Here is a 21,519-nt window from a genome sequence, read left to right as displayed (position 1 = left end):
ATGCGATGGAAATGCCTGTTCCCGATCCGGCCATCCTTGCCAAGCGCGAGCGGGTCTTGGCGCGGCTGGCGGTGGTGTTGCCGGGCGATGCGCTGATTTCCGATCCGGCCGAGACGCGGGCCTATGAATGCGATGCGCTGACGGCCTATCGCTGCCTGCCGCTGGCGGTGGTGCTGCCGCGCACGACGGAAGAGGTAGCGGCGGTGATGCGGGAATGCCATGCGGAAGGCGTGAAGGTGATCCCGAGGGGCGCGGGCACGTCGCTGGCGGGCGGGTCACTGCCCACGCCGGATGCGGTGGTGATCGGCGTGGCGCGGATGAATGCGGTGATCGAGACGGATTATGCCAACCGGTTCATCCGGGTGCAGGCGGGGCGGACCAACCTTTCCGTGACCGGGGCGGTGGAGGCGGAAGGGTTCTTCTACGCGCCGGACCCGTCCAGCCAGTTGGCCTGTGCGATTGCCGGGAATATCGGGATGAATTCCGGGGGGGCGCATTGCCTGAAATACGGGGTGACGACGAACAACCTTCTGGGTGTGACGCTGGTCACCATGACGGGTGAGGTGGTGCAGATCGGCGGGCCCTTCATGGATGCGGGGGGGCTTGACCTGCTGGGGGTCATCTGCGGGTCGGAGGGGCAGTTGGGCGTGGTCACGGAGGCCTGGCTGCGGATATTGCCGAAGCCCGAAGGGGCGCGGCCCGTGCTGATGGGGTTTGCCTCGAACGAGGTGGCGGGGGCCTGCGTTTCGGACATCATCAAGGGCGGGCTGCTGCCGGTGGCGATCGAATTCATGGACCGGCCCTGCATCGTGGCGACGGAGGCCTTTGCCAAGGCGGGCTATCCGGATTGCGAGGCGCTGCTGATTGTCGAGGTGGAGGGAAGCCCTGCCGAGATCGACGAGCAATTGGCGCGGATCAAGGCGATTGCCGCGCGGCATGATCCCGTCGCCTATCGCGAGGCGGCGAGCGAGGATGAGGCCAAGCGCATCTGGCTGGGCCGGAAATCGGCCTTCGGGGCGATGGGGCAGATGGGGGATTACATCTGCCTCGACGGGACGATCCCGGTATCGTCACTGCCTTTCGTGCTGCGCCGGATTGGCGAATTGTCGGATCAATACGGGCTGCGGGTGGCGAATGTGTTCCATGCCGGGGATGGCAACATGCATCCGCTGATCATCTTCAACGCCAATCAGCCCGGCGATCTGGACCGGGCCGAGGCGCTGGGCGCGGATATCCTGAAGCTGTGCGTCGAGGTGGGCGGCTGCCTGACGGGCGAGCATGGCGTGGGGGTGGAGAAGCGCGACCTGATGTCGGTGCAGTTCTCGGATACGGATATGGAGGCGCAGTTGCGGGTGAAGGATGTGTTCGATCCCGGCTGGCTGCTGAATCCGGCGAAGGTGTTTCCGCTTTATGTGACGGCCGGCCGTCGCGCGGCCTGAGGCTGCGGGACCGGGGGTTTCACACCCCCGGACCCCCGTGGAGTATTTTTGCCAAGATGAAGGACGCTACCGCAGAGGGGCGAAGGGCACGGTATGAACCGACCGGGAAATGAGGCGGAACTTGCGGAACTGGTGCGGGGGGCGGGTGGGCCTTTCGTCATCCGGGGTGGTGGGACGCGGGGGATCGGCTCCACCGGGCCGGGCGAAGTGCTGGAGACGGGGGGGCTGTCGGGGATTGCGCTGTATGAGCCCGGGGCGCTGACTCTGGTTGTGGGGGCCGGAACGCCTTTGGCGGAGGTGGAGCGTGTGCTGGCGGCGGAAGGGCAGCGCCTGCCCTTCGAGCCGCCGGACATGCGGGGCCTGTTGGGGCGGGACGGGGAGAGCACCATCGGCGGGGTGGTGGCCGCCAATGCGAGCGGACCGCGCCGGGTGCAGGCGGGGGCCTGCCGTGACAGTCTGATCGGGGTGCGCTTCGTTGATGGGACGGGGACGGTGGTCCGCAATGGCGGGCGGGTGATGAAGAATGTCACGGGGATCGACCTGGTGAAGCTGCTGGCCGGGTCGCATGGCACGCTGGGCGTGTTGACCGAGGTGGCGTTCAAGCTGCTGCCCGCGCCGGAAGTACAGGCGACGCTCTGCGTGGCGGGGCTGGAGGATGCGGGGGCGGTGGCGGCCATGGCGGCGGCGCTGGGGTCGCCCTTTGACGTGACCGGCGCGGCCCATGTGCCGGGGCGGGGGACGTTCCTGCGGCTGGAGGGGTTCGAGACATCGGTGCGCTATCGGGCGAAGGAACTGGCGCGGGTGCTGGCGCGGTTCGGATCGGTGGCGGAGGTGGGCGGCGATGTCTGGACGCAGGTGCGGGATGTCGCGCCGTTCCATGGGGCGGAGGGCGATGTGTGGCGGCTGTCGGTGACGCCGTCAGAGGCGCCCGCGCTGGTGGCGAAGGCCGGGGCGGAGGCCGTGGTCTATGACTGGGGTGGCGGGCTGGTCTGGCTGCGGATGGCGCCGGGGGTGGACCTGCGCGCGCGGCTGGGGGTGTTTCAGGGCCATGCGACGCGGGTGAGGGGCGAGGGGGCGGTGCCGGCCTTCCAGCCGGAACCGGCGGCGGTGGCGGCGCTGAGCGCGGGGTTGCGGGCGAAGTTCGATCCGCGCGGGGTGTTCAACCCCGGCCTGATGCGGGCGGCCTGAGATGGCGCTGGTGTTCATTGTCTATCCGCTGGCGATCTATCTGTCGCTTTGCCTGCTGCCCAAGGCGCGGGCGGGGGTGGGGATCCTGCTGGCGGCGGCGGCGCTGGCGCTGGTCTGGTTCACGAGCGATCCGGCGGCGGATGACGGCTATGCGCGCTTTCTGGTGATGGTCGGTGTGGTGCCTGTCGTGACGGCCGCGCTGGCGCAGGGCTTGCGCCGGCTGATCCCCGAGGGGGCGCCGGTTTGGGTCTGGCCTGTTCTGGCGGTGGGGTTGGCGCTGTCTGCGCTGTCGATTTTCTTCATGTTGCTCTGAGGGCTTGGGATGCAGACGTTTTTCACCGATGAGCAGTTGAAGGTGCCTGCGCTGGCGCGGTCGAACGAGATCTTGCGGTCCTGCGTGCATTGCGGGTTCTGCACGGCGACCTGTCCGACCTATCAGGTGCTGGGCGATGAACTGGACAGCCCGCGCGGCCGCATCTACCTGATCAAGGAGATGCTGGAGAGCGGGCGGGCGGCGGACGAACGCACGGTGAAGCATCTGGACCGCTGCCTGTCCTGCCTGTCCTGCATGACGACCTGCCCGAGTGGCGTGCATTACATGCATCTGATCGACCATGCCCGTGCGCATGTGGAGGCGACCTATAAGCGGCCCTTCACAGACCGGGCGTTGCGTTTCGTTCTGGCGAAGGTGCTGCCCTATCCGATGCGGTTCCGGCTGGCGATCCTGTTGGCGAAGGCGGGGCGGCCCTTCGCGCGGCTGATCCCCGATGCGCGGGTTCAGGCGATGCTGGACATGGTGCCGAAGCAGGTGCCACCCGTTTCGCGCAATGATGACCCGCAGAGCTTTGCCCCTGTGGGGGCGCGGAAGATGCGGGTGGCGCTGATGACGGGCTGCGCGCAGAAGGCGCTGAACACCGATATCAACGATGCGACGATCCGGCTGCTGCGGCGTCTGGGCTGTGAGGTGGTGGTGCCGAAGGGCATGGGCTGCTGCGGGGCGCTGACGCATCACATGGGGCGGGAGGCGGAGGCGCATGGCTTTGCCGCCGCGAATATCCGGGCCTTCATGGCCGAAGTGAAGGGCGAGGGGCTGGATGCCATCGTCATCAACACCTCGGGCTGTGGGACGACGGTGAAGGATTACGGGCATATGTTCCGCACCGAGGCGCTGGCGGAGGAGGCGAAGTTGGTGGCGGGGCTGGCCTGCGACATTTCGGAATTGCTGGTCAGGATCGGGCTGCCGGAGGGGGCGGCGCCCGTTCGCGCGGGGGGGATGCGCGTGGCCTATCACGCGGCCTGTTCGCTGCAACATGGACAGCAGGTGAAGAGCGCGCCGAAGGACCTGCTGAAACGGGTGGGGTTCGAGGTGGTGGAACCGGCGGACAGCCATCTCTGCTGTGGGTCGGCGGGGACCTACAACCTGTTGCAGCCGGAGATTTCCAGGGAGTTGAAGGCGCGCAAGGTGCGGACGCTGGAGGCGAAGGGGCCGGATGTGATCGCTGCCGGGAATATCGGCTGCATGATGCAGATCGGATCGGGGACCGGGGTGCCGGTGGTGCATACGGTGGAACTGCTGGACTGGGCGACGGGGGGACCGGTGCCTGCGGCCCTTGGGTAGGATGGGCAGTATTGCCCATCCTACGGGGATGGACGCAGGGCCCCCGTGGTGCCAAACTAATGCCGGAATGGTGGCCTAGGCGGTGCCGATGCCTGCCTGAACGGATGGAACGATGCGTCTTGCCGCCCTGATCCTGTGCCTCTCCTCCGCCCCGGCCCTGGCCGATGGGGCCGCGCTGCGATCCTTGCAGACAGGTGACGAGGGGCGGGGATGGGAGGCCGTGGGGCGGATCGAACTGGGGGGGCGGGGGTTCTGCACCGGGGCGCTGATCGCGGATGACCTTGTCCTGACGGCGGCGCATTGCCTGTTTGACAAGGAGACGGGCGCGCGGATCGCGGATGGCGAGATGCGCTTTCTGGCCGGGTGGCGCAACGGGCGGGCCGAGGCCTATCGCAATGTCGTGCGGGCGATGGCGCATCCCGATTATGTGTTGCTGCCGGAAGCGGATCTGACGCGGGTGGGGATGGATCTGGCGCTGCTGCGGCTGGACCAGCCGATCCGCCTGCCGCAGGTGACGCCCTTCGCGACGGACTGGACCCCGAAGATGGGCGAGGAGGTCGGGATCGTGTCCTATGCCAAGGATCGGTCGGAGGCGCCGTCCTTGCAGGAGGTCTGCGAGATCATGGCGCAGCGCAGCGACCTGATGGTGCTGGCCTGTGCGGTGGATTTCGGGGCTTCGGGCGCGCCGGTCTTCGCGCTGCGCGAGGGCGAGATGCGGATCGTGTCGGTCGTGTCGGCCAAGGCCGAGGTGGACGGGTCGCCCGTGGCGCTGGCCGTGCCACTGATGGAGCCGCTGGCGAGGTTGCAGGCCGCGATGGAGGCCGAGGCGCCGCGCAAGGCCCCCGGGGTGCGGGTTCTGTCGGGATCGGGCGGCGGGGCGAAGTTCATCAAGGTCGCGCCCTGAGGCGGGGCCCGCTGATCTGCGGGGCTTGAAGAGGGCGGGGCTTGAAAAGGCCCGATGGCTTTCCCAGATCATGGCTGTGCCGGATGCCCAGAGGGGGCCGGCGCTTCACCGCCCGTCCGTGATGGAGGGCAGCAACATAGCATCGCTCGATGGAGGATGACCCCAATGCGAACCCTTGATTTCGCCCCGCTTTACCGTGCCACCGTTGGTTTCGACCGGATCGCCGATCTGATGGACCGCGTGCTGACCGCCGATGTCGCACAGCCCACCTATCCGCCCTACAACATCGAGAAGACGGCGGAGGATGCCTATCGCATCTCGATCGCCGTGGCGGGTTTCACGCCCGATGAGCTGGGCGTGGAGGTGAAGGACGGCACGCTGCTGGTTTCGGCGCGCAAGGCGCCCGAGACGGCGGAGAAGACCTATCTGCACCGTGGCATCGCCACCCGCGCCTTTGAACGCCGCTTTGCGCTGGCCGATCATGTGCGCGTGTCCGGCGCAGTGCATGAGCATGGCATGCTGCATATCGACCTGATCCGCGAAACGCCGGAGGCGTTGAAACCGCGCCGGATCGAGATTTCCACCTCGGCCGCCGTGTCGGCCCCGGTTCTGGAAGGGACGGCCGCGAAGGCCAACTGATCCGGGCCGCAGCATCGGAATTGGGGCGCCCCGTCGGGGCGCCCCTTTTCGTTCCGCAGATCAGGCTTTCATGAACCGTGCCGGCGCGAGGGTGGCCATGGTGGTGCCACGGCCCCGACAGTTTCGTAACTCTGCCGCCAATTCGCCTGCTTCGCCTGCCACCCATGCCCCATTGGTGCGAAGGATGGTGGAGGGTGCGGATGCGTGGCGTTCTGCTTTGGCTGGCCCTGCTGGCGCAGCCGTCATTTGCCGGGGATGGCAATTTGCGCCCGCTTGAGACCGGCGTGGTGGCCGGGCGATGGGCGGCGGTCGGGCGCATCGACCTTGGGTCCAATGGCTTTTGCTCGGGCACGCTGATCGCGCCGGATGTGGTGCTGACGGCGGCGCATTGCCTTTACGACAAGGCGACGGGAGAGCCCTACCGACCCTCGGATCTGACCTTTCTTGCGGGATGGCGCGAGGGGCGGGCCGAGGCCGAGCGCGAGGCCGCGATGATGCTGCCGCATCCCGACTATCGCCCCGGACTTGAAGAGGACAACACGGCGCGTTTGGACCAGATCGGACATGACCTTGGCCTGATCAAGCTGGCGGAGCCGATCCTGCTGCCGTCGATCACGCCGGCGGCGACAGGGTCCTTTCCGCGGGGCGGCGACCGGGTCGAGATCGTGTCCTATGCGAGGGGGCGGTCGGAGGCGGCCTCGATGCAGGATGCCTGTTCCGTGCTGGGCATCGAGGGCCGTATTGCCGTGCTGGATTGCGTGTCGGATTTCGGCGCATCCGGGGCGCCGGTGTTCCGCGACACGGCCTATGGGTCTGAAGTGGTGTCGGTGATTTCCGCCGGGGCCGAGATGAACGGCAAGCCCGTCGCCCTTGCCGTTCCGGTCGAAGGCGTGCTGGCGGGACTGATGGCCCAGCTTGACCGCGCCTCTCGGGCGGCGGCGCCGGGGGCGCGGGTGATCTCGGGCCAGCGGGACGGCATGGGCGCGGGTGGGGCCAAGTTCCTGAAGGTTGGCGAGGCGCCCTGATCCGGGCGCCCCGCTTTCCGATCAGTAGATCAGGCTGTCATAGACGGTATAGGCACCCGAGGCGCTGTCGATGCCGGCATTGAGGCCGCGATCGGCGGCATAGGCCGAGATGGCGCGGAAGGTGGCCGGGCCGAAGACGCCGTCGATGGCCCCGCCGTAATAGCCCTGGCGGGCAAGCTGGCGCTGGATGGCGCGGCGTTCGGTGGGGCTGTAGCTCTTGAAAGCCTGGGCGGCGGCGGAGGTGGAGATGCCGTGCCGCTGTGCAGGCTGCGGGGCGAAATAGACGGGTTCGCGCGGGGCCGGGGCGTAGTATTGCGGCTGCTGGGCCTGATGGCGCGGCTGTTGCGGCGCGTAGCGCGGCTGCTGTGCCTGCGCGCGCTGGGCGTTCATGCTTTGCAGCACGGTGCCGACGATGACAGTGGCGGCGACGCCTTTGAGGAAGTCACGCTCGCGCTGGCCTGCCTGCACGGGGGCGGCGGCGGTGGCGGCGAGGGCGAGGGCCGCGATGGCGGCGGTGGTCGCGGTGCGGAAATTCGGCAGCATCTCTCATCTGTCCTTTCGGGTCTGGGTCGGCGTCATGCCTTGCCCGACAGATGGCCGAAGCGGGGATGCTAGGCAAAAGCGCAAGGCTGATATGCGATAACAAGCCTTTCGGATGCAGCGTTCATCATGGTTTATGGCCGTCCTGACCGGGCGGAAGCAGGGCGCGTTGGAGCCATTGCGTGAGCCAGGCGACACGGCGCAGGGCCTGACGTTTCGCGTCAAGATCGCCCTGGGTTACTGGTTCGATCGTGATCGCATCGGCCAGACGGTAGAGTTCCGTCGCCACGGCGATGCGTTCATCCTCGGTCAGGTTGAGGCGGTTGGGTTCGATCGCACTGGCGGCGAGGCGGCGCAGGGTTTCGGGCATGTCGTCATCCGTCTGGGTCATGGATTCACATTTTCATTCTCATTTACAAGTTCATCGCAAATAGGGATGCCGCGACGTAAACGCAAGACATTGTCTTTGACATTGTCGCTCGGAATTTCGTAACGTTACGTCATGCCCCGCAGTTACACCCTTTCCGACAAGGCCCGCGCCGAGCGCGAGGCGCAGAAACAATCCACGCGGCGTGCCTTGCTGGATGCTGCGCGGGAGCTTGTGTCGGAACGCGGGGTGGAAGGCGTTTCGGTGGTCGAGGTGGGGCGGCGTGCGGGTGTGTCGCACAGCCTGATCAACGCCTATTTCGACGGGAAGGCGGGGCTCATCGCGGCGCTGGTGAAGGAATGGAACGCGCCGCAGGTGATGCGGTCACGCGAGATTGCCGAAGGGCCCGGCCCCGCAGAACTGCGGTTGCGCGCCATCCTGCTAGCCTGGGCGGAGTTCGATCTGGCCGATCCGACATTGATGCGGATGTTGCAGGCGCATAGCTGGGACTGGTCGGATGCCGCAGAGGCCGAGAACCGGCGCGACCGGCAGGCCGGGCTGGAGTCGGTGGGGCGGGTGATCGCGGACGGGCAGGCGGCGGGACGGTTCCGTCAGCATCCGGTGGCGGATGACCTGCTGGCGGCAATCTGGGCGATCTATACCAATGGTCTGCGTGAAGCGGTCTATGCCCGCCCGATGCGGACAGCGGAAGAGGCCGTGGCGGGGATCTGGGGGCAGATCGAGGCGCTGCTTGGAAACGGTGGCGCGCTGGCCTAGCAGGCGGCCCGCCCGCGCCACGGATGGCGGGGCGGGTGGTAGGGGATCAGACGCTGAGGCAGATGTATTTCATCTCCAGATAATCCTCCATCCCGTGGCGGGAGCCTTCGCGGCCGAGGCCGGATTGCTTTACCCCGCCGAAGGGGGCGACTTCGGTGGAGATGAGGCCGGTATTGACGCCGACCATGCCGTATTCCAGCGCCTCTTGCACGCGGGTGATGCGGCCGATGTCGCGGGCGTAGAAATAGGAGGCGAGGCCGAAGATCGTGGCATTGGCCATGGCGATGACCTCTTCCTCCGTTTCAAACTTGAAGAGGGGGGCGAGGGGGCCGAAGGTTTCTTCGTTCGTCACCAGCATGTCGGTGGTGACGCCGGTCAGGATGGTGGGTTCGAAGAAGGACCCGCCCAGCGCGTGGCGCTTGCCGCCGGTTTCCACGCGGGCGCCTTTGGCAAGGGCGTCGGAAATGTGTTCCTCGACCTTGACCACGGCCTTGTCGTTGATGAGCGGGCCGAAGGTCACGTCTTCCGACAGACCGTCGCCGACCTTGGTCTTGGCGACGGCCTCGGCCAGTTTCTTGGCGAAGGCGTCATAGACGCCGGCCTGCACGTAGATGCGGTTGGCGCAGACGCAGGTCTGGCCGTTGTTGCGGAATTTGGAGATCATCGCGCCGGCGACGGCGGCATCGAGATCGGCGTCGTCGAAGACGATGAAGGGGGCGTTGCCGCCCAGTTCCATCGAGCATTTCATCACCTGTTCCGCCGCCTGCCGCAGCAGGATGCGGCCGACTTCGGTGGAGCCGGTGAAGGTGAGTTTCCGCACCGCATGGTTTTCGCAGAATTCCTTGCCGATATCGGAGGAACGGATGGAGGTGATGACCGAGAAGATGCCTGCGGGCAGACCGGCGCGTTCCCCGAGAAGGGCCATGGCGAGGGCCGAAAGCGGGGTTTCAGCGGCGGGGCGGGCGACGAAGCCGCAGCCGGCGGCGAGCGCGGGGCCGACCTTGCGGGCGATCATCGCATTGGGAAAGTTCCAGGGCGTGATGGAGCCCACGACACCGATGGGCTGCTTGATGACGGTGATGCGCTTGTCGCGCTGATGGCCGGGGATGGTTTCGCCATAGACGCGCTTGGCCTCTTCGGCGAACCATTCGATGAAGGAGGCGCCATAGGCAACTTCGCCCTTCGCTTCGGCCAGCGGCTTGCCCATTTCGGCGGTGAGGATTTTGCCCAGATCATCCTGATTGGCCATCATCAGGTCGAACCATTTGCGCAAGACGGCAGCGCGTTCCTTGCCGGTGCGGGCGGCCCAGTCCTTCATCGCGGTCTCAGCCGCGGCGATGGCGCGGGCGGTTTCCGCGCGGCCAAGGTTCGGCAGGGTGCAGATGACATCGCCGCGGGCGGGGTTCGTCACCTCGAACCTCGTGCCATCATCGGCGTCGATCCACTGGCCTGCGACATAGGCCTTGGTGACCAGAAGCGACGGGTCCTTCAGGAGCGACGCGAGATTGGTGACGGAATCGAGCATGTGGGCCTCCGGCGTTTCGGGTTAAGGATGGATGCATCCGCGAGGGGGGGCTTGTCCAGTTCCGGCAGGGCAGATTCCGGGCGCGGCGTGCGGATTTTTTGATCAAATCGAGGCGTGACGGATGGCAGAGGGGCAGGTTTGGCGGTCGGAGGCGGATCGCGCCTATGCGAACGGGGCCTTTATCGCGGGGGCAGCCGGGTTTCCGCCGAAATGGGAGGCGGCGGCGGCTGGGTTCCGGGCAGAGATGGGCGCGCGGGCGCGGCTCGGGCTGGCCTATGGCGGGGCCGAGCGGCAGCGGTTCGATCTGTTCCTGCCGGAGGGGGCGGCGCGGGGGCTGCTGGTCTTTGTTCATGGCGGCTATTGGCTGGCCTTCGGGCGGGAGACCTGGTCGCATCTGGCCGGGGGCGCAGTTGTGCGGGGCTGGGCCTGTGCGGTGCCGTCCTACACGCTGGCGCCTGAGGGGCGGGTGTCGCAGATGACGGGCGAGATCGCGCGGGCCTGCGCCGTGGCGGCGGAGGCGGTGCCGGGGGGGCCCGTCGTGGTGACGGGCCATTCGGCAGGGGGGCATCTGTCGGCGCGGATGGGCTGCGCGGATGTTGCCGTGCCGGGGCTGCGGCGCGTGGTGCCGATTTCGCCGCTGGCGGAGCTTGCCCCGCTGATGGAGACGGAGATGCAGGACAAGCTGCGGCTGGATGCGGCGGAATGTGCGGGCGAAAGCCCGGCGCGGCTGGCACGGGCGGCAGGGGTGGAGGCCCATGTCTGGGTGGGCGGGCAGGAGCGGCCCGCCTTCCTGTGGCAGGCGCGGCTGTTGTCGGAAGCCTGGGATTGCCCCTGGACCGTCGATCCGGGGCGGCATCATTTCGATGTGGTGGAGGCGCTGGCCGATCCGGGATCGGCGCTGGTGGAGACCTGTATCGGCGGGCTTTAGACCAAAAATCTTGGAAGATTTTTGCAAATTTCTTCGAAGAAATTTGGGGGCGCGTCAGTTGGAGGCGTGCATCCGTTCGATATAGGCGCGCATCTCTTCGGCCTCGTGCCGCGCGTCGCGGAGGCCTTCCATGGCGGCGCGCAACTCGGCCTCGGTCTGGGCGATCTGGTTGAGGAGTTCGGCTTCGCGTTCCTCGAGATAGATCAGCGCCTGATCGCGGGCCTCTTCGGCCTCGTGCAGGGATTGGGCGAGGTTGTCCATCTCGGCCACGTCGCCGCCCGCGACGCGGGTGAAGCGGTGCAAGAGCCAGTAGGTGAACCAGCCGAGCGCGAAGGCCAGCAAAAGGATGATGGCGGTGGCGGTGATGAATTCCTGACGGTTCATGGTCCTGCGTCTGCGATTGCGGCCTAGCCGTTATTCGCGGGGCGGGGCGACGGACGCAAGGTCTTTTCCTGGGGGGCGACGGAGGGACTGGTGTCGTTCGAGAAATCCGGGGGGGTGGCCGGGGCGGCGGCGGGTGTTGTTTCGGGCGTCGCGGCGGGCGTCGCTTCGGGTGCCGGGAGGGCCGGGGTGGCGGCGGCTTCGGCCTGTGCCTGCTGGTCCGGCGCGGGGGGCGCCTGCTGCGGGTCCGCAGGGGCGGCGGCGGCGGGGGAAGCGGCGGGGGCGCCGATCAGGGTGAATTCGATGCGGCGATTGGCCTCGCGCCCCTCTTCGGTGCCATTGTCGGCGATGGGCTTGTCCTCGCCATAGCCCACGGCCTTCATGGTGGAGACATCGACCCCGCGTTCCTTGAGCGCGACCAGCACCGCCTTGGCGCGGTCTTCCGACAGGGTGAGGTTGTTGCGCGAGGTGCCCTGGGAATCGGTATGGCCCGCCACCTCGATCGGCTTGCCGGGGCATTGCTGGAGCAGTTCGGCCAAGGCGGTGACCAGAGCTTCGGAACTGTCGGATATGTCGTCCGAGCCGGGATCGAAGGTGATCTTGTCGCGGGCGAGGAGGGCCGTGATGTTGGCCACGCAGGCGGCGGCGTCGGCGGGGGCGAGGGGGGCGGCCAGCAGGGTGGCCGTGCCCGTGGCAGGAGCGGCGGGATCGGCCGGGGGTGCGGCGGCGGTTGCGTCATTGGCCGGGGCTGTTGTTGGAGCCGCGGGCGCGCCGATCAGGGTGAATTCGATGCGGCGGTTGGCTTCGCGGCCTTCCTCGCTGTCATTGTCGGCGATGGGGCGGCTTTCGCCATAGCCCACGGCGCGCATCAGCGACACCTCGACCCGGCGGCCCTGAAGGGCGAGGAGGATGGCATCGGCGCGGGCCTGCGACAGGGCGCGGTTGCCCTCTTCGGAGCCTTGCGCATCGGTGTGACCGGCGATTTCCAGCGGCAGGGCCGTGCATTCGTTCAGCGCATCGGCGATGCGGGTCATCAACTGGCCGGTCGGGGCGTCGATCTCGGCGGAGCCGGGGGGGAAGGTGATCTTCTGGTCGGCGAGGATGGCATCGAGCGTGGCGATGCATTCCTCGGGCGTCGGCAGGGCGGCGAGGGGGTCGCGTTCCTCATCGTAGCGGACGGCGACCTTGAAGGTCTGGCCCTGGCCGAGCTTGCCAGACAAAATCTGGCTGATGCGGCCGCGGGCGTTCTGCGATCCGGTGACGCCGGAGACCTCGACCGTGTCCTGACGGACGAGGAGGGAGCCTTCTTCCAGTTCCCCCAGCGCCTCGATCCCCGCCAGCACGCGGACGGGCCAGCCATCGGGCAGTTCGGGGTCAAGACGGGTGGCGTTGTAGACCTTGCCCGCGCCGAATTTGACCTTGGCGAAGCTGTCCACGGCGGCGCGGACCATGTCGTCGGTCAGGCGGCCGCGCAGTTCGACCTTGCCATCGGCGGCGAGGGTGGCGGTGAATTCGGCGGGGCCAGCGGCGACGGTGGCGGGGCGCGGCAGGCTGGCATCGAGCGAGAAGGAGGCGGGCAGCGCGGCCTTGAGTTCGCCGACGGCGCGGTCGAAGGCGGCCTGATCGGTGCCTTCGGCGGCGATGAGCGAGACATCGGCATCGGAGAAGGTGACGGTGGCACTGCCGATGGCGGTGACGGCGCGGATGGCGGCCTCCGCCGCCTCGGCCCAGCGGGGGGAGGGGACGCCGAGGCCGATGGTGCAGCTTCCCTTGCCCTCCATCCCGGCGGCGATGGCGGCGGCGAGGATGCGGGAGCGCGCAGCCTCGGTATCCGCAGAGCAGGCGTCGAAGCGGGCGCCTTCGGCATCTTTCACGAAGCGCAGCGTGAAGGGGGTGATGACCGGGCGGGGGGCGGAGATGTCGATGGTGACGGCCAGGCCTTCGGGGCGCATGCGGGCGAGTTCGCTTTCCAGCGTGCGCTTTTCCGCCTCGCTGGTGGCGATGGCGGTGACGGTGACGGAATCGGCGGCTACGGAAATCTTGGATCGAGGCAGGAGTTTCAGCGCGGCAAGGCCGAAGTCGAAGGCGGGCTGCCAGCCGCTGGGGGGCGTATAGGCCGCGATTTCCAGCATGTCGGCGACGGGGATGCCGCGGCTGAGTTCGCCTGCCGCCATGGCGAGGGTCTGTTCATCGGGGCCTTCGGGGAGAAGGCCGATGAGCTGTATCCCGTCGTCATTGCGCAGCATTTCCACCGAAAAGCGGGGGGCTTCGATCTGGGTGACGGGGGTTACGGCCAGTTCGTCGCGGACGCGGTCATTGTCGATCACGGTGCCGGCGAGGTTGACGGCGCGGAAGCGCGCTGCCTCGTTCGGGGCGGTGCCGGTGAGGGTGACGAGCATGCCGTCGGCGGTGGCCGTGACCCAGGTGATGCCTTCCTGCGCCATGACCCAGTTCACCGCCTTGACCGAGCGGCGTTCGATCACCTCGGCCGCCGTGGTGGCGATGCCGATGGCGGCGAGGCCCGCGACGGTGAAGGCGGCGAGGGCGACGGCGCCCTGCGGTATGCGGCGCGGTGCGGTCCATCCGGTGGGAAGGCGCAGGTTGGGCAGGCGCGGCTTGGGCAGGCGCATGGGGGGGATATGTTCCTTCGGTCGGGCCGTGGCAGCGGGCGCGGATGTCCCGTCAGGGATTCTGTCCGCACCGTTCGTGCTTACGGTGCCGGGGGGCGGGGATCAATCAAGCCAGCGCGGCGGCGGCAAGAAACAGCGCAGCGATCAGCCCGGCATCGCGGTTGGAGCGGAAGACGGCCATGCAGGTGGCCGGGTCGTCGATATCGAGGCGGCGCATCTGCCAGAGCATATGCGCGCCCATGGCCCAGGCCCCCATCAGCGCGATCAGCAGGGGGAAGGGCGAGGCGAGCGGCAGGAGGGCCGCGAGGGCGGCGGCGGCCATGAGGGAGACGGTAGCGATGAGGAATGCGGCCAGCCACTTGCCCGTGTTCTGCCCGAAGAGCCGGGCGGTGGAGCGGACGCCGATGAGGGCGTCATCCTCCTTGTCCTGATGGGCATAGATCGTGTCGTAAAAGAGCGTCCAGGTGATGCCGGCGGCATAGAGGAAGAGGGCGGCGAGCGAGAGGCTGCCGCTATGGGCCGCCCAGAGGAGGAGCGCGCCCCAGTTGAAGGTGAGGCCGAGAAAGGCCTGCGGCCACCAGGTGAAGCGCTTGGCAAAGGGGTAGATGGCGACAAGCGCGAGGGAGCCCACGCCGAGTGCGATGGCCACAGGGTGGTAGGTGAAGAGGATGAGCGCGGCCAGGAGTGCCTGCGCCACCATCCAGAAAACCGCCTGCTTTACCGTGACTTGCCCCGACGGGATGGGGCGCGAGCGGGTGCGGGCGACGGCGGCGTCGAAGTCGCGGTCGGTGATGTCGTTCCAGGTGCAGCCCGCGCCGCGCATCAGGAAGGCGCCGATGGCGGAGGAAAGTGCAAGCCAGAGGTCGAGGGGCGTGAAGCCGCCGGTGGCGGCGGCGGCCAGCGCGATGGCCCAGAGGCAGGGGATCAGCAGGAGCCATGTGCCGATGGGCCGGTCGGCGCGCGAGAGGCGCAGATAGGGGCGGGTGGCGGCAGGGGCCAGGGTATCGACCCAGTTGCCGCGCGGCGCGTCGGCGACGGTTCCGTCGGGCCGTTCGGCCTCTGGAATTGCGGGCGGTTGGGTCATAGGGTGCGGGCCATGGATGCGAAGGTTCGTCTTTATGTAGAGCAGCCTCTTGGGCAGGGGCAAGCCGTGGCCCTGAGCGGGGATCAGGCGCATTACCTGTTTTCGGTGATGCGGCTGGCCAAGGGGGCGGCGGTGGCGCTGTTCAACGGGCGGGATGGGGAATGGCGGGCCGAGGTGGCGGAGGCAGGCAAGCGCGGCGGCGTGCTGGTCTGCGACGTGCAGACGCGGCCCCTGCTGATGCCGCCGGACCTGTGGCTGATCTTTGCGCCGATCAAGAAGGCGCGGACGGATTTCATCGTGGAGAAGGCGGTGGAACTGGGCGCGCGGCGGATTGTGCCGGTGCAGACGCGGCATACGAATTCGGAACGCATCCGGCAGGATCGGTTGCAGGCCCATGCGGTGGAGGCGGCGGAGCAATGCGGCGGGACCTATGTGCCTGAGGTTGCCGATCTTGTCGCGCTGGACCGGCTGCTGGCCGGGTGGGATGCGGGGCGGCGCATCCTGTGGTGTGACGAGTCGCTGGTCGGTGCGGCGCAGGGTCTGGCGGGGGCGGAGCCGGGGCCCTGGGCGATACTGATCGGACCCGAGGGCGGGTTTTCGGAGGGCGAGAAGGCGAAGCTGCGGGGGATGGCGGCGGTGCTGCCGGTGAGCCTTGGCCCGCGCATCCTGCGGGCCGATACGGCGGCGGTGGCGGCGATAACGCTGTGGCAGGCGCATCTGGGAGATTGGCGGTGATCCGCGAAGAGATGCGCGCGGCGCTGTGGCGGGGGCGCGAGGGGATCGCTGCGGGGGCGGTGGTGGCTTTCGGGCTGTGGGTGGCGGCGCAGGGCGGGTGGGTTCTGCTGCCCTTCGGCCTTGCGGTCGCGGCCTTTGGCGCGGGGCTGGGGGTGCAGGCCTGGCGGCGGCTGCGCTTTGCCCAAGGCGGCGCGGCGCCCGGCGTCGTGGAGGTGGATGAGGGGCAGATTTCCTATATGGGCCCGACCCTTGGCGGGTTCGTCGCGGTGCCCGACCTGGTGGAATTGCGGCTGATGACACTGCGGGGGCAGCGGTTGTGGCGGCTGAAACAGGCGGATGGGCAGGTGTTGCTGGTGCCGGTGGAGGCGGCGGGGGCGGAGGCTTTGTTCGATGTCTTTGCCACCCTGCCGGGGATGGATATGGCGGCGCTGCTGGCGGCGCTGGCGCCGGCGGGGCAGGGGGCGGGGACGGGGCTTGCCACGGGCGAGGTGATGCAGGTGATCTGGCGGCGGGCAGGGCGGGGGATGTCAACTGTCTGATACAGGGCGGGCTTGGGTGGTTCTCGGCCCCTTGACTTGACCGTGCAGTCAAAGCACCACATGGGGCCTTGAGTAAAGCGAAGATGCGGAGCCTAGCAGATGTCGATTCCCCAATCCGGCGGCGGGCCGATCGAAAGCTTTGCCCAGCTCGCTGAGTTCATGGAATCCGGCAACAAGACCAAGGACTTGTGGCGCATCGGGACCGAGCATGAAAAGTTCGGCTGGCTGACCGACACGCGCCGTCCGCTGCCCTATGATGGTGAACGATCCATTAACGCCCTGTTCGCCGGGCTGGAGGCGAAATTCGGCTGGGAGCCGGTGCGGGAAGGCGAGAATGTTATCGGTCTGACACGGAACGGGGCGAATATCAGCCTTGAGCCGGGCGGGCAGTTCGAGCTTTCGGGGGCGGCGTTCGCCAGCCTGAAGGAGACGGATGCCGAGTTAAGGAACCATCTCGACGAGGTGCGGTCGCTGGCCGAGCCCTTGGGCATCCGCTTCATGGGGATCGGGGCCGCGCCGGACTGGCGGCATGAGGATATGCCGGTGATGCCCAAGGGGCGCTATCGGCTGATGACCGATTACATGGGCAAGGTCGGCACCCATGGCACGCAGATGATGTACCGGACCTGCACGGTGCAGGTGAACCTCGACTATGCGTCCGAGGCCGACATGGTGAAGAAGATGCGGGTGGCGCTGGCGCTGCAACCCGTGGCGACGGCGCTCTTTGCCTCATCCCCCTTCTTCGAGGGCAAGCTGAACGGGCACAAATCCTGGCGGTCGCGCATCTGGCGGGGCTTGGATAACAGCCGCACCGGGATGCTGCCCTTTGCCTTTGACGAGGGGTTCGGGTTTCAGGCCTATGTCGATTGGGTTCTCGATGTGCCGATGTATTTCGTTTATCGGGATGGCAAATATATCAATGCCTTGGGTCAATCCTTCCGGGATTTCCTGAAGGGCGAGCTGCCCGCGCTGCCGGGCGAGAAGCCGACGCTTTCGGATTGGGCGGATCACATGACGACCGTGTTCCCCGAGGCGCGGGTGAAGCGCTATATCGAGATGCGCGGGGCGGATTGCGGGGATCAGGCGCATATCGTGGCGCTGCCGGCCTTCTGGGTGGGGCTGATGTATGACCAGACGGTGCTGGATGCGTGCTGGGATCTTGTGAAAGGGCTGGATGCCGAGACGCGCGAGGGGCTGCGGGTGGCGGCCTCGGTTTCTGGTCTGGCCGGACAGGCGGGGGGCGTGCGGATTTCCGATCTGGCGCGGGCGGCGGTGGCCTTGTCGCAGGCGGGTCTGGCGGGGCGGGCGCTGGGCGAGGAGCGTTATCTTGCGCCGTTGGTCGAGGCGGTGGAGACGGGGATGACGCAGGCGGATCGGTGGCTGTCGCTCTATCACGGGGACTGGGGCGGCGATCTGGCGCCGATTTATCAGGCTGCGAGTCTTTGAGCGGCAGCGGCTGTGCCGCATGTTGTGCCGTCTTCTGTGCCGCAAACTGTGGCCACGCCGCGCACGGAGCGGTGGTTTTTCGGTAGGGCGGGGTTAACCCCGCCCTACGGGTTCAGGCAGCGAGCGGGTCGGAGCCGAAACGGTTGGGGCCGGGCGTGCCCTTGCTGGCTAAGAAGACGATCAGCACGATCAGCCCGATCACGGGGATGAAGCCGATCAGCAGCCACCACCCGGTGCGGTCGATGTCATGCAGGCGGCGCGCGCCGGCCGCGAGCGACGGCAGGAGCACCGCAAGCGACCAGAGCGAATTGACGATGCTGTTGCCGCCCATCACGAGGGCCAGCACCACCGAGACGATGATGTTGAAGAGGACGAACCACCAGTATTCCGACCGCCGCGCGCGGCCGGAGAAGGTGGCGTAGTTGGAAAAGACGGCCTTTACGGCCTCGATCATGTTCATTCCGGTTCCCTCGTTCTTGTTGGGCCTTGTCCTTCCGAAGGGGGGAAGGCGGCGGGCGGAGGGTGAATCAAGCGGGGCTGTGGATCAACCCTTTTCGGCGGCAGCGATGCGGCGCGGCGTGCCGCCGCAAGCCTTTCCTGTCGTCGGCGCGTGCCGCGCCTCCTCCGGGGTCAGGGGGCCTTCTGCCCCCTCTTGGCCCGCCTGCGGCGTGCCAATTCACCCCCGAGAGTATTTTGGGCCAAGATGAAGCGCAGGGCCGGGGATCAGGCGGCCTTTTTTCCGATCTTCGGTTCCGTGCCGGCCTTGATGCGGCGGATATTGGCGCTGTGGCGGATCCAGACGAGGGCGGCGAGGAGGAGGGCGAGCAGGACCTTGTCGGAATAGCCGGCAAAGGCGAGGTAGCCGGGGGCAAGGGCCGAGGCCGCCAGGGCGGAGAGCGAGGAGATGCGCGAGATCGCCGCCGTGAGCGCCCAGGTGGCGCAGGCGGCAAGGCCGATGGGCCAGGTCAGCGCCAGGAGGATGCCGAGGAAGGTGGCCACGCCCTTGCCGCCCTTGAAGCCCAGCCAGACCGGGAAGAGATGGCCGAGGAAGGAGGCCAGCGCCGCGACCTGTGCCGCATCGTCGCCCACCGTGGCGCGGGCGATGAGGACGGCGATGCCGCCCTTGGCCGCGTCGAGGATCAGGGTGGCGGCGGCGGCGGGCTTGCTGCCGGTGCGCAGGACATTGGTCGCGCCGATATTGCCCGAGCCGATCTGGCGCAGGTCGCCAAGGCCCATGGCGCGGGTGATGACCACGCCGAAGGGGATGGAGCCCAGGAGATAGGCCAGCGCCGCCGTGAGCAGGAGCATCAGGGGCGGCGAGGTGAGTTCGGGCAGGAAGATCGTCATGCGCTGTGGACCTGTGTTCCGTTCACGAAAGTGGCGAGGACCTTACCTTCCATCCTCTGTCCGTCAAACGGGGTGTTCTTGGATTTCGAGCGGAGTTTGAACCGGTCCATCAGGAAAGGGGCATCGGGGTTGAAGAGGACGAGATCGGCGGGTGCGCCCGGCGCCATGCGGCCCTGTGGCAGGCCGAGCCGTTTCGCGGGGTTGAGGGAGAGGGCGCGGAAGAGGGTGGGCAGGTCGATATGGCCGGCATGGTAGAGGCGCATGGCGGCGGGGAGCAGGGTTTCGAGGGCGACGGCGCCCGGGGCGGCCTCTTCGAAGGGGAGGCGCTTGGATTCCTCATCCGCCGGGGTGTGCATGGAGGAGATGCAGTCGATGGTGCCATTGGCGACGGCCTCGACCATGGCGAGGCGGTCTTCTTCCGAGCGCAGGGGGGGCGTCAGCTTGAAGAAGGTGCGGTAATCGCCAAGGTCGATTTCGTTCAGGGTGAGGTGGTGGATGGAGGTGCCGGCGGTGACGTCGAGACCGGCGGCCTTGGCCCTTTGCAGGGCGGGGAGGGCGCGGGCGGTGGTGATCTGGTCGGCGTGGTAGCGGACGCCGGTGAGTTCCACCAAAGCGAGGTCGCGTTCCAGACCCATGCGCTCGGCGATGGGGGAGACGGCGGGGAGGCCGCGCAGCGAGGCGAACTTGCCGGAAGTGGCGGCGGCGCCCTGGGACAGGCCGGGGTCCTGCGGGTGGCCGATCACGAGGGCGCCGAGGGAGCGGGCATAGGTGAAGGCGCGGGAGAGGACCTTGGCATCGGCGGTGACGGCGAAGGCATCGGTGAAGGCGATGGCGCCTGCGTCGAGGAGGAAGCCGATCTCTGTCATCTCGCGCCCGGCGCGGGCCTTGGTGAGGGCGGCCATGTGGCGGATGCGGACGGGGGAGGCCTCGGCGGCGCGGCGGGTGACGAATTCCAGCGTTTCGGGCGTGTCGATGGCGGGGGTCGTGTCGGGGCGGGCGATGAGGGTGGTGACGCCGCCAGCGGCGGCGGCGAGGCCGGCGGAGCGGAAGCTTTCGCGGTGGCGTTCGCCGGGTTCGCCGATCTTGACGCCGATATCGACGATGCCGGGGGCGAGGTGGTTGCCGCCGCAGTCGATCTCTGTCGCGCCCTTGGGTTTCGGGCCGTTGATCGCGGCGATGAGGCCCTTGGCGAGGGTGACGGAGCCTTGGGTGATGGTGCCCGCCTCGGGGTCGATGATCCGGGCATTGGTGAGGTGGAGCGTGGTCATGCGGTGGGTCCGGAATGGATGGCGCGCGCGGCGGCGGCGGGATCGGGGAGATAGCGGATCAGGTGCTTGTCGCCCGTGGTCGTCACGATCTGCACGGCGCCGAGGAAGGGGCGGGCCTGCACGATCTGGGCGCGGGGGATGGCGCGGCCTGCGGGGCCGGTGAGATGGGTGGGGGTGAGGGTCCAGACCTCGGCCATCGCTTCGGAGCGGAGATAGGCAGCGCGGATGCCGATGGCGAGGAGGGCGCCGAGGGGGCCGACCCAGGGATGGGGGTTGCCAAGGAGGATCAGCAGGAGCCCGGCCGCGATGCTGCCTGCGATCACCATGCGGGCATGGGCGCGCCAGTAGGTGGCAGGGTCGGGGCGGAATTCCATCATCCCAGCACGAAATAGGTGGTGAAGAGGGCGAGGAAGATCAGGACGAGGGCGGCGACCTTGCCGCCGGCGCGCATCTCGTCCTTGGTGGGTTTGCGGTCGGGGTCGGGGGTCATGTGCGGCCTGTCGGGCTGGTTCGGAGAAAGATGGGCTTCGCTAACCAATCAAACTAGGGTTGCAACTCTTTTTCTAAATACTCTCTCAAAGGCAATAAACTGGGCTACCAACCAATCATGCTGCTCCCCCCAGGTGGCTTGATCATCAGGCCTTATCCCGTTGCGGGAAATCGAGATGCGAGCGCCAATCCGGTCAGGTAGCGGTTCCCAATCCAGCGCGCATCCATAAGCCTTCTCGATGTCTTCTTTGTCGTTCAAAAGGGCAGCAAAACGCGTCTTTCCGATTTCGCCAGAAAAGTAAAGTTCAACCCTGATCCTTTGGTCTTGAGTGCTAGCTGAAGCCGACAAGGAGACGCCACTTTTGCCTATGGCGAAATCAAGCCAATGCTGCGGAAGCGGCTTTCTTGGACGGATAGCTGTCTGTCCCGCGCTCAGCTTTTCGACGAAGCCTTGCCAATACTTCTGGTACATGACCTTAAGGTCACTCAGCAGACCCGCATCTTGCGATTGCTTGCGAACGTTGCGAGACCAGTCGTTGGGTTTTACAATTAGGGAACGTCTGAAAAACCTGCGGCTTGCGGTGTGATCTGATAGGATTAGGCAACGCGAACGGGAGCCCTGCCGATGCCGAAGCAACCTGTCATTCCCG

The 21,519-nt window shown here is 67.5% G+C and carries 22 protein-coding genes and 2 pseudogenes; 12 read left to right on the top strand and 12 right to left on the bottom strand.

Translation table 11 applies throughout. The annotated features are described in order from the left end of the window. Window positions 1-5 precede the first annotated feature (5 nt). The 7 genes from C0V75_RS12715 to C0V75_RS12685 all read left to right on the top strand — a co-directional run bounded on the left by C0V75_RS12715 (window position 6) and on the right by C0V75_RS12685 (window position 6,813). Window positions 6-1,439 carry an FAD-linked oxidase C-terminal domain-containing protein gene (locus tag C0V75_RS12715; RefSeq protein ID WP_101921346.1) on the top strand — a complete coding sequence of 478 codons (1,434 nt, stop codon included), beginning with the start codon at window positions 6-8 and terminating at the stop codon, window positions 1,437-1,439. A 93-nt stretch (window positions 1,440-1,532) separates the two neighbouring features. After that, complete coding sequence (locus tag C0V75_RS12710; protein ID WP_101921345.1) at window positions 1,533-2,627, top strand: FAD-binding protein; 1,095 nt, start codon at window positions 1,533-1,535, stop codon at window positions 2,625-2,627. Window position 2,628: 1 nt separating this feature from the next. Further along, window positions 2,629-2,940, top strand: a complete 312-nt coding sequence (locus C0V75_RS12705) for a hypothetical protein (RefSeq protein WP_101921344.1) — start codon at window positions 2,629-2,631, stop codon at window positions 2,938-2,940. A gap of 9 nt (window positions 2,941-2,949) precedes the next feature. Next, entirely contained in the window at window positions 2,950-4,245 is a 1,296-nt protein-coding gene (glcF, locus tag C0V75_RS12700; RefSeq protein WP_101921343.1) for a glycolate oxidase subunit GlcF, read from the top strand. 112 nt (window positions 4,246-4,357) lie between these two features. Continuing rightward, a complete protein-coding gene (locus C0V75_RS12695; RefSeq protein ID WP_101921342.1) occupies window positions 4,358-5,149 on the top strand; it encodes a serine protease in 792 nt (263 codons plus the stop codon). Window positions 5,150-5,314: 165 nt separating this feature from the next. Then, window positions 5,315-5,788 (top strand): Hsp20 family protein, encoded by a 474-nt coding sequence (locus C0V75_RS12690; protein ID WP_101921341.1) that lies wholly within the window; start codon window positions 5,315-5,317, stop codon window positions 5,786-5,788. 200 nt (window positions 5,789-5,988) lie between these two features. Further along, complete coding sequence (locus C0V75_RS12685) at window positions 5,989-6,813, top strand: serine protease (protein ID WP_158241842.1); 825 nt, start codon at window positions 5,989-5,991, stop codon at window positions 6,811-6,813. Between the two features lie 21 nt (window positions 6,814-6,834). On the opposite strand, the gene C0V75_RS12680 is transcribed toward C0V75_RS12685, so the two are convergent. Beyond that, window positions 6,835-7,356, bottom strand: a complete 522-nt coding sequence (locus C0V75_RS12680; protein ID WP_101921339.1) for a peptidoglycan-binding protein — start codon at window positions 7,354-7,356, stop codon at window positions 6,835-6,837. 124 nt (window positions 7,357-7,480) lie between these two features. Continuing rightward, window positions 7,481-7,744 carry a hypothetical protein gene (locus tag C0V75_RS12675; protein ID WP_101921338.1) on the bottom strand — a complete coding sequence of 88 codons (264 nt, stop codon included), beginning with the start codon at window positions 7,742-7,744 and terminating at the stop codon, window positions 7,481-7,483. 111 nt (window positions 7,745-7,855) lie between these two features. Here C0V75_RS12675 and C0V75_RS12670 point away from each other — a divergent pair, with 111 nt between their 5' ends. After that, window positions 7,856-8,497 carry a TetR/AcrR family transcriptional regulator gene (locus C0V75_RS12670; protein ID WP_101921337.1) on the top strand — a complete coding sequence of 214 codons (642 nt, stop codon included), beginning with the start codon at window positions 7,856-7,858 and terminating at the stop codon, window positions 8,495-8,497. Between the two features lie 46 nt (window positions 8,498-8,543). Here C0V75_RS12670 and C0V75_RS12665 read toward each other — a convergent pair whose 3' ends face one another. Further along, on the bottom strand, window positions 8,544-10,022 hold the full coding sequence (locus tag C0V75_RS12665) for an NAD-dependent succinate-semialdehyde dehydrogenase (RefSeq protein ID WP_101921336.1): 1,479 nt from the start codon (window positions 10,020-10,022) through the stop codon (window positions 8,544-8,546). Between the two features lie 121 nt (window positions 10,023-10,143). Between C0V75_RS12665 and C0V75_RS12660 the strand changes: the two genes are divergently transcribed. Further along, entirely contained in the window at window positions 10,144-10,950 is an 807-nt protein-coding gene (locus C0V75_RS12660; protein WP_101921335.1) for an alpha/beta hydrolase, read from the top strand. Window positions 10,951-11,004: 54 nt separating this feature from the next. Here C0V75_RS12660 and C0V75_RS12655 read toward each other — a convergent pair whose 3' ends face one another. The 4 genes and pseudogenes from C0V75_RS12655 to ubiA all read right to left on the bottom strand — a co-directional run bounded on the left by C0V75_RS12655 (window position 11,005) and on the right by ubiA (window position 15,045). Further along, the gene (locus C0V75_RS12655) at window positions 11,005-11,334 is read right to left on the bottom strand and encodes a hypothetical protein (protein WP_101921334.1); all 330 of its coding nucleotides are present in this window, start codon (window positions 11,332-11,334) and stop codon (window positions 11,005-11,007) included. A gap of 23 nt (window positions 11,335-11,357) precedes the next feature. Further along, window positions 11,358-11,915 (bottom strand): annotated as a pseudogene (locus C0V75_RS24195) (OmpA family protein); the annotation flags it as partial. 123 nt (window positions 11,916-12,038) lie between these two features. Beyond that, a pseudogene (locus C0V75_RS24105) lies at window positions 12,039-13,895 on the bottom strand (OmpA family protein); the annotation flags it as partial. Between the two features lie 172 nt (window positions 13,896-14,067). Next, window positions 14,068-15,045 (bottom strand): 4-hydroxybenzoate octaprenyltransferase, encoded by a 978-nt coding sequence (gene ubiA, locus C0V75_RS12645; RefSeq protein WP_101921332.1) that lies wholly within the window; start codon window positions 15,043-15,045, stop codon window positions 14,068-14,070. Window positions 15,046-15,057: 12 nt separating this feature from the next. Here ubiA and C0V75_RS12640 point away from each other — a divergent pair, with 12 nt between their 5' ends. The 3 genes from C0V75_RS12640 to C0V75_RS12630 all read left to right on the top strand — a co-directional run bounded on the left by C0V75_RS12640 (window position 15,058) and on the right by C0V75_RS12630 (window position 17,765). Further along, the gene (locus C0V75_RS12640) at window positions 15,058-15,780 is read left to right on the top strand and encodes a 16S rRNA (uracil(1498)-N(3))-methyltransferase (protein ID WP_101921331.1); all 723 of its coding nucleotides are present in this window, start codon (window positions 15,058-15,060) and stop codon (window positions 15,778-15,780) included. Beyond that, window positions 15,777-16,319: a hypothetical protein gene (locus C0V75_RS22730; protein WP_216821455.1), complete on the top strand. Its 543-nt coding sequence runs from the start codon at window positions 15,777-15,779 to the stop codon at window positions 16,317-16,319. Before C0V75_RS12640 ends, C0V75_RS22730 begins: the two co-directional genes overlap by 4 nt. A gap of 99 nt (window positions 16,320-16,418) precedes the next feature. Continuing rightward, complete coding sequence (locus C0V75_RS12630) at window positions 16,419-17,765, top strand: glutamate--cysteine ligase (RefSeq protein WP_101921329.1); 1,347 nt, start codon at window positions 16,419-16,421, stop codon at window positions 17,763-17,765. 112 nt (window positions 17,766-17,877) lie between these two features. Here C0V75_RS12630 and C0V75_RS12625 read toward each other — a convergent pair whose 3' ends face one another. The 5 genes from C0V75_RS12625 to C0V75_RS12605 form a co-directional block, all read right to left on the bottom strand. Continuing rightward, window positions 17,878-18,225: a DUF805 domain-containing protein gene (locus C0V75_RS12625; RefSeq protein WP_101921328.1), complete on the bottom strand. Its 348-nt coding sequence runs from the start codon at window positions 18,223-18,225 to the stop codon at window positions 17,878-17,880. 263 nt (window positions 18,226-18,488) lie between these two features. After that, window positions 18,489-19,112: a glycerol-3-phosphate 1-O-acyltransferase PlsY gene (gene plsY / locus C0V75_RS12620; protein ID WP_101921327.1), complete on the bottom strand. Its 624-nt coding sequence runs from the start codon at window positions 19,110-19,112 to the stop codon at window positions 18,489-18,491. Next, the gene (pyrC, locus tag C0V75_RS12615) at window positions 19,109-20,380 is read right to left on the bottom strand and encodes a dihydroorotase (protein ID WP_101921326.1); all 1,272 of its coding nucleotides are present in this window, start codon (window positions 20,378-20,380) and stop codon (window positions 19,109-19,111) included. Before pyrC ends, plsY begins: the two co-directional genes overlap by 4 nt. Continuing rightward, the gene (locus C0V75_RS12610; RefSeq protein WP_101921325.1) at window positions 20,377-20,757 is read right to left on the bottom strand and encodes a hypothetical protein; all 381 of its coding nucleotides are present in this window, start codon (window positions 20,755-20,757) and stop codon (window positions 20,377-20,379) included. Before C0V75_RS12610 ends, pyrC begins: the two co-directional genes overlap by 4 nt. 161 nt (window positions 20,758-20,918) lie before the next feature. Next, window positions 20,919-21,519: DUF4268 domain-containing protein (locus C0V75_RS12605; protein ID WP_216821454.1), on the bottom strand; the 601-nt coding region annotated here is incomplete at its 5' end.

Source organism: Tabrizicola sp. TH137 (genome assembly GCF_002855575.1).
Lineage (GTDB): Bacteria > Pseudomonadota > Alphaproteobacteria > Rhodobacterales > Rhodobacteraceae > Paragemmobacter.
Note: the sequence above shows the minus strand (reverse complement) of the source record. Positions and strands in the feature narration are given on the sequence as shown.

Coding starts and splice junctions, on each gene's coding strand:
- C0V75_RS12630 (WP_101921329.1), top strand. CDS start 16,419: ATGTCGATTCCCCAATCCGGCGGCGGGCCGATCGAAAGCTTTGCCCAG.
- pyrC (WP_101921326.1), bottom strand. CDS start 20,380: ATGACCACGCTCCACCTCACCAATGCCCGGATCATCGACCCCGAGGCG.
- C0V75_RS12670 (WP_101921337.1), top strand. CDS start 7,856: ATGCCCCGCAGTTACACCCTTTCCGACAAGGCCCGCGCCGAGCGCGAG.
- C0V75_RS12640 (WP_101921331.1), top strand. CDS start 15,058: ATGGATGCGAAGGTTCGTCTTTATGTAGAGCAGCCTCTTGGGCAGGGG.
- C0V75_RS12665 (WP_101921336.1), bottom strand. CDS start 10,022: ATGCTCGATTCCGTCACCAATCTCGCGTCGCTCCTGAAGGACCCGTCG.
- C0V75_RS12625 (WP_101921328.1), bottom strand. CDS start 18,225: ATGAACATGATCGAGGCCGTAAAGGCCGTCTTTTCCAACTACGCCACC.
- C0V75_RS12710 (WP_101921345.1), top strand. CDS start 1,533: ATGAACCGACCGGGAAATGAGGCGGAACTTGCGGAACTGGTGCGGGGG.
- C0V75_RS12705 (WP_101921344.1), top strand. CDS start 2,629: ATGGCGCTGGTGTTCATTGTCTATCCGCTGGCGATCTATCTGTCGCTT.
- C0V75_RS12690 (WP_101921341.1), top strand. CDS start 5,315: ATGCGAACCCTTGATTTCGCCCCGCTTTACCGTGCCACCGTTGGTTTC.
- plsY (WP_101921327.1), bottom strand. CDS start 19,112: ATGACGATCTTCCTGCCCGAACTCACCTCGCCGCCCCTGATGCTCCTG.
- C0V75_RS12655 (WP_101921334.1), bottom strand. CDS start 11,334: ATGAACCGTCAGGAATTCATCACCGCCACCGCCATCATCCTTTTGCTG.
- C0V75_RS12695 (WP_101921342.1), top strand. CDS start 4,358: ATGCGTCTTGCCGCCCTGATCCTGTGCCTCTCCTCCGCCCCGGCCCTG.
- glcF (WP_101921343.1), top strand. CDS start 2,950: ATGCAGACGTTTTTCACCGATGAGCAGTTGAAGGTGCCTGCGCTGGCG.
- C0V75_RS12610 (WP_101921325.1), bottom strand. CDS start 20,757: ATGATGGAATTCCGCCCCGACCCTGCCACCTACTGGCGCGCCCATGCC.
- C0V75_RS12685 (WP_158241842.1), top strand. CDS start 5,989: ATGCGTGGCGTTCTGCTTTGGCTGGCCCTGCTGGCGCAGCCGTCATTT.
- ubiA (WP_101921332.1), bottom strand. CDS start 15,045: ATGACCCAACCGCCCGCAATTCCAGAGGCCGAACGGCCCGACGGAACC.
- C0V75_RS12675 (WP_101921338.1), bottom strand. CDS start 7,744: ATGACCCAGACGGATGACGACATGCCCGAAACCCTGCGCCGCCTCGCC.
- C0V75_RS12660 (WP_101921335.1), top strand. CDS start 10,144: ATGGCAGAGGGGCAGGTTTGGCGGTCGGAGGCGGATCGCGCCTATGCG.
- C0V75_RS12680 (WP_101921339.1), bottom strand. CDS start 7,356: ATGCTGCCGAATTTCCGCACCGCGACCACCGCCGCCATCGCGGCCCTC.
- C0V75_RS12715 (WP_101921346.1), top strand. CDS start 6: ATGGAAATGCCTGTTCCCGATCCGGCCATCCTTGCCAAGCGCGAGCGG.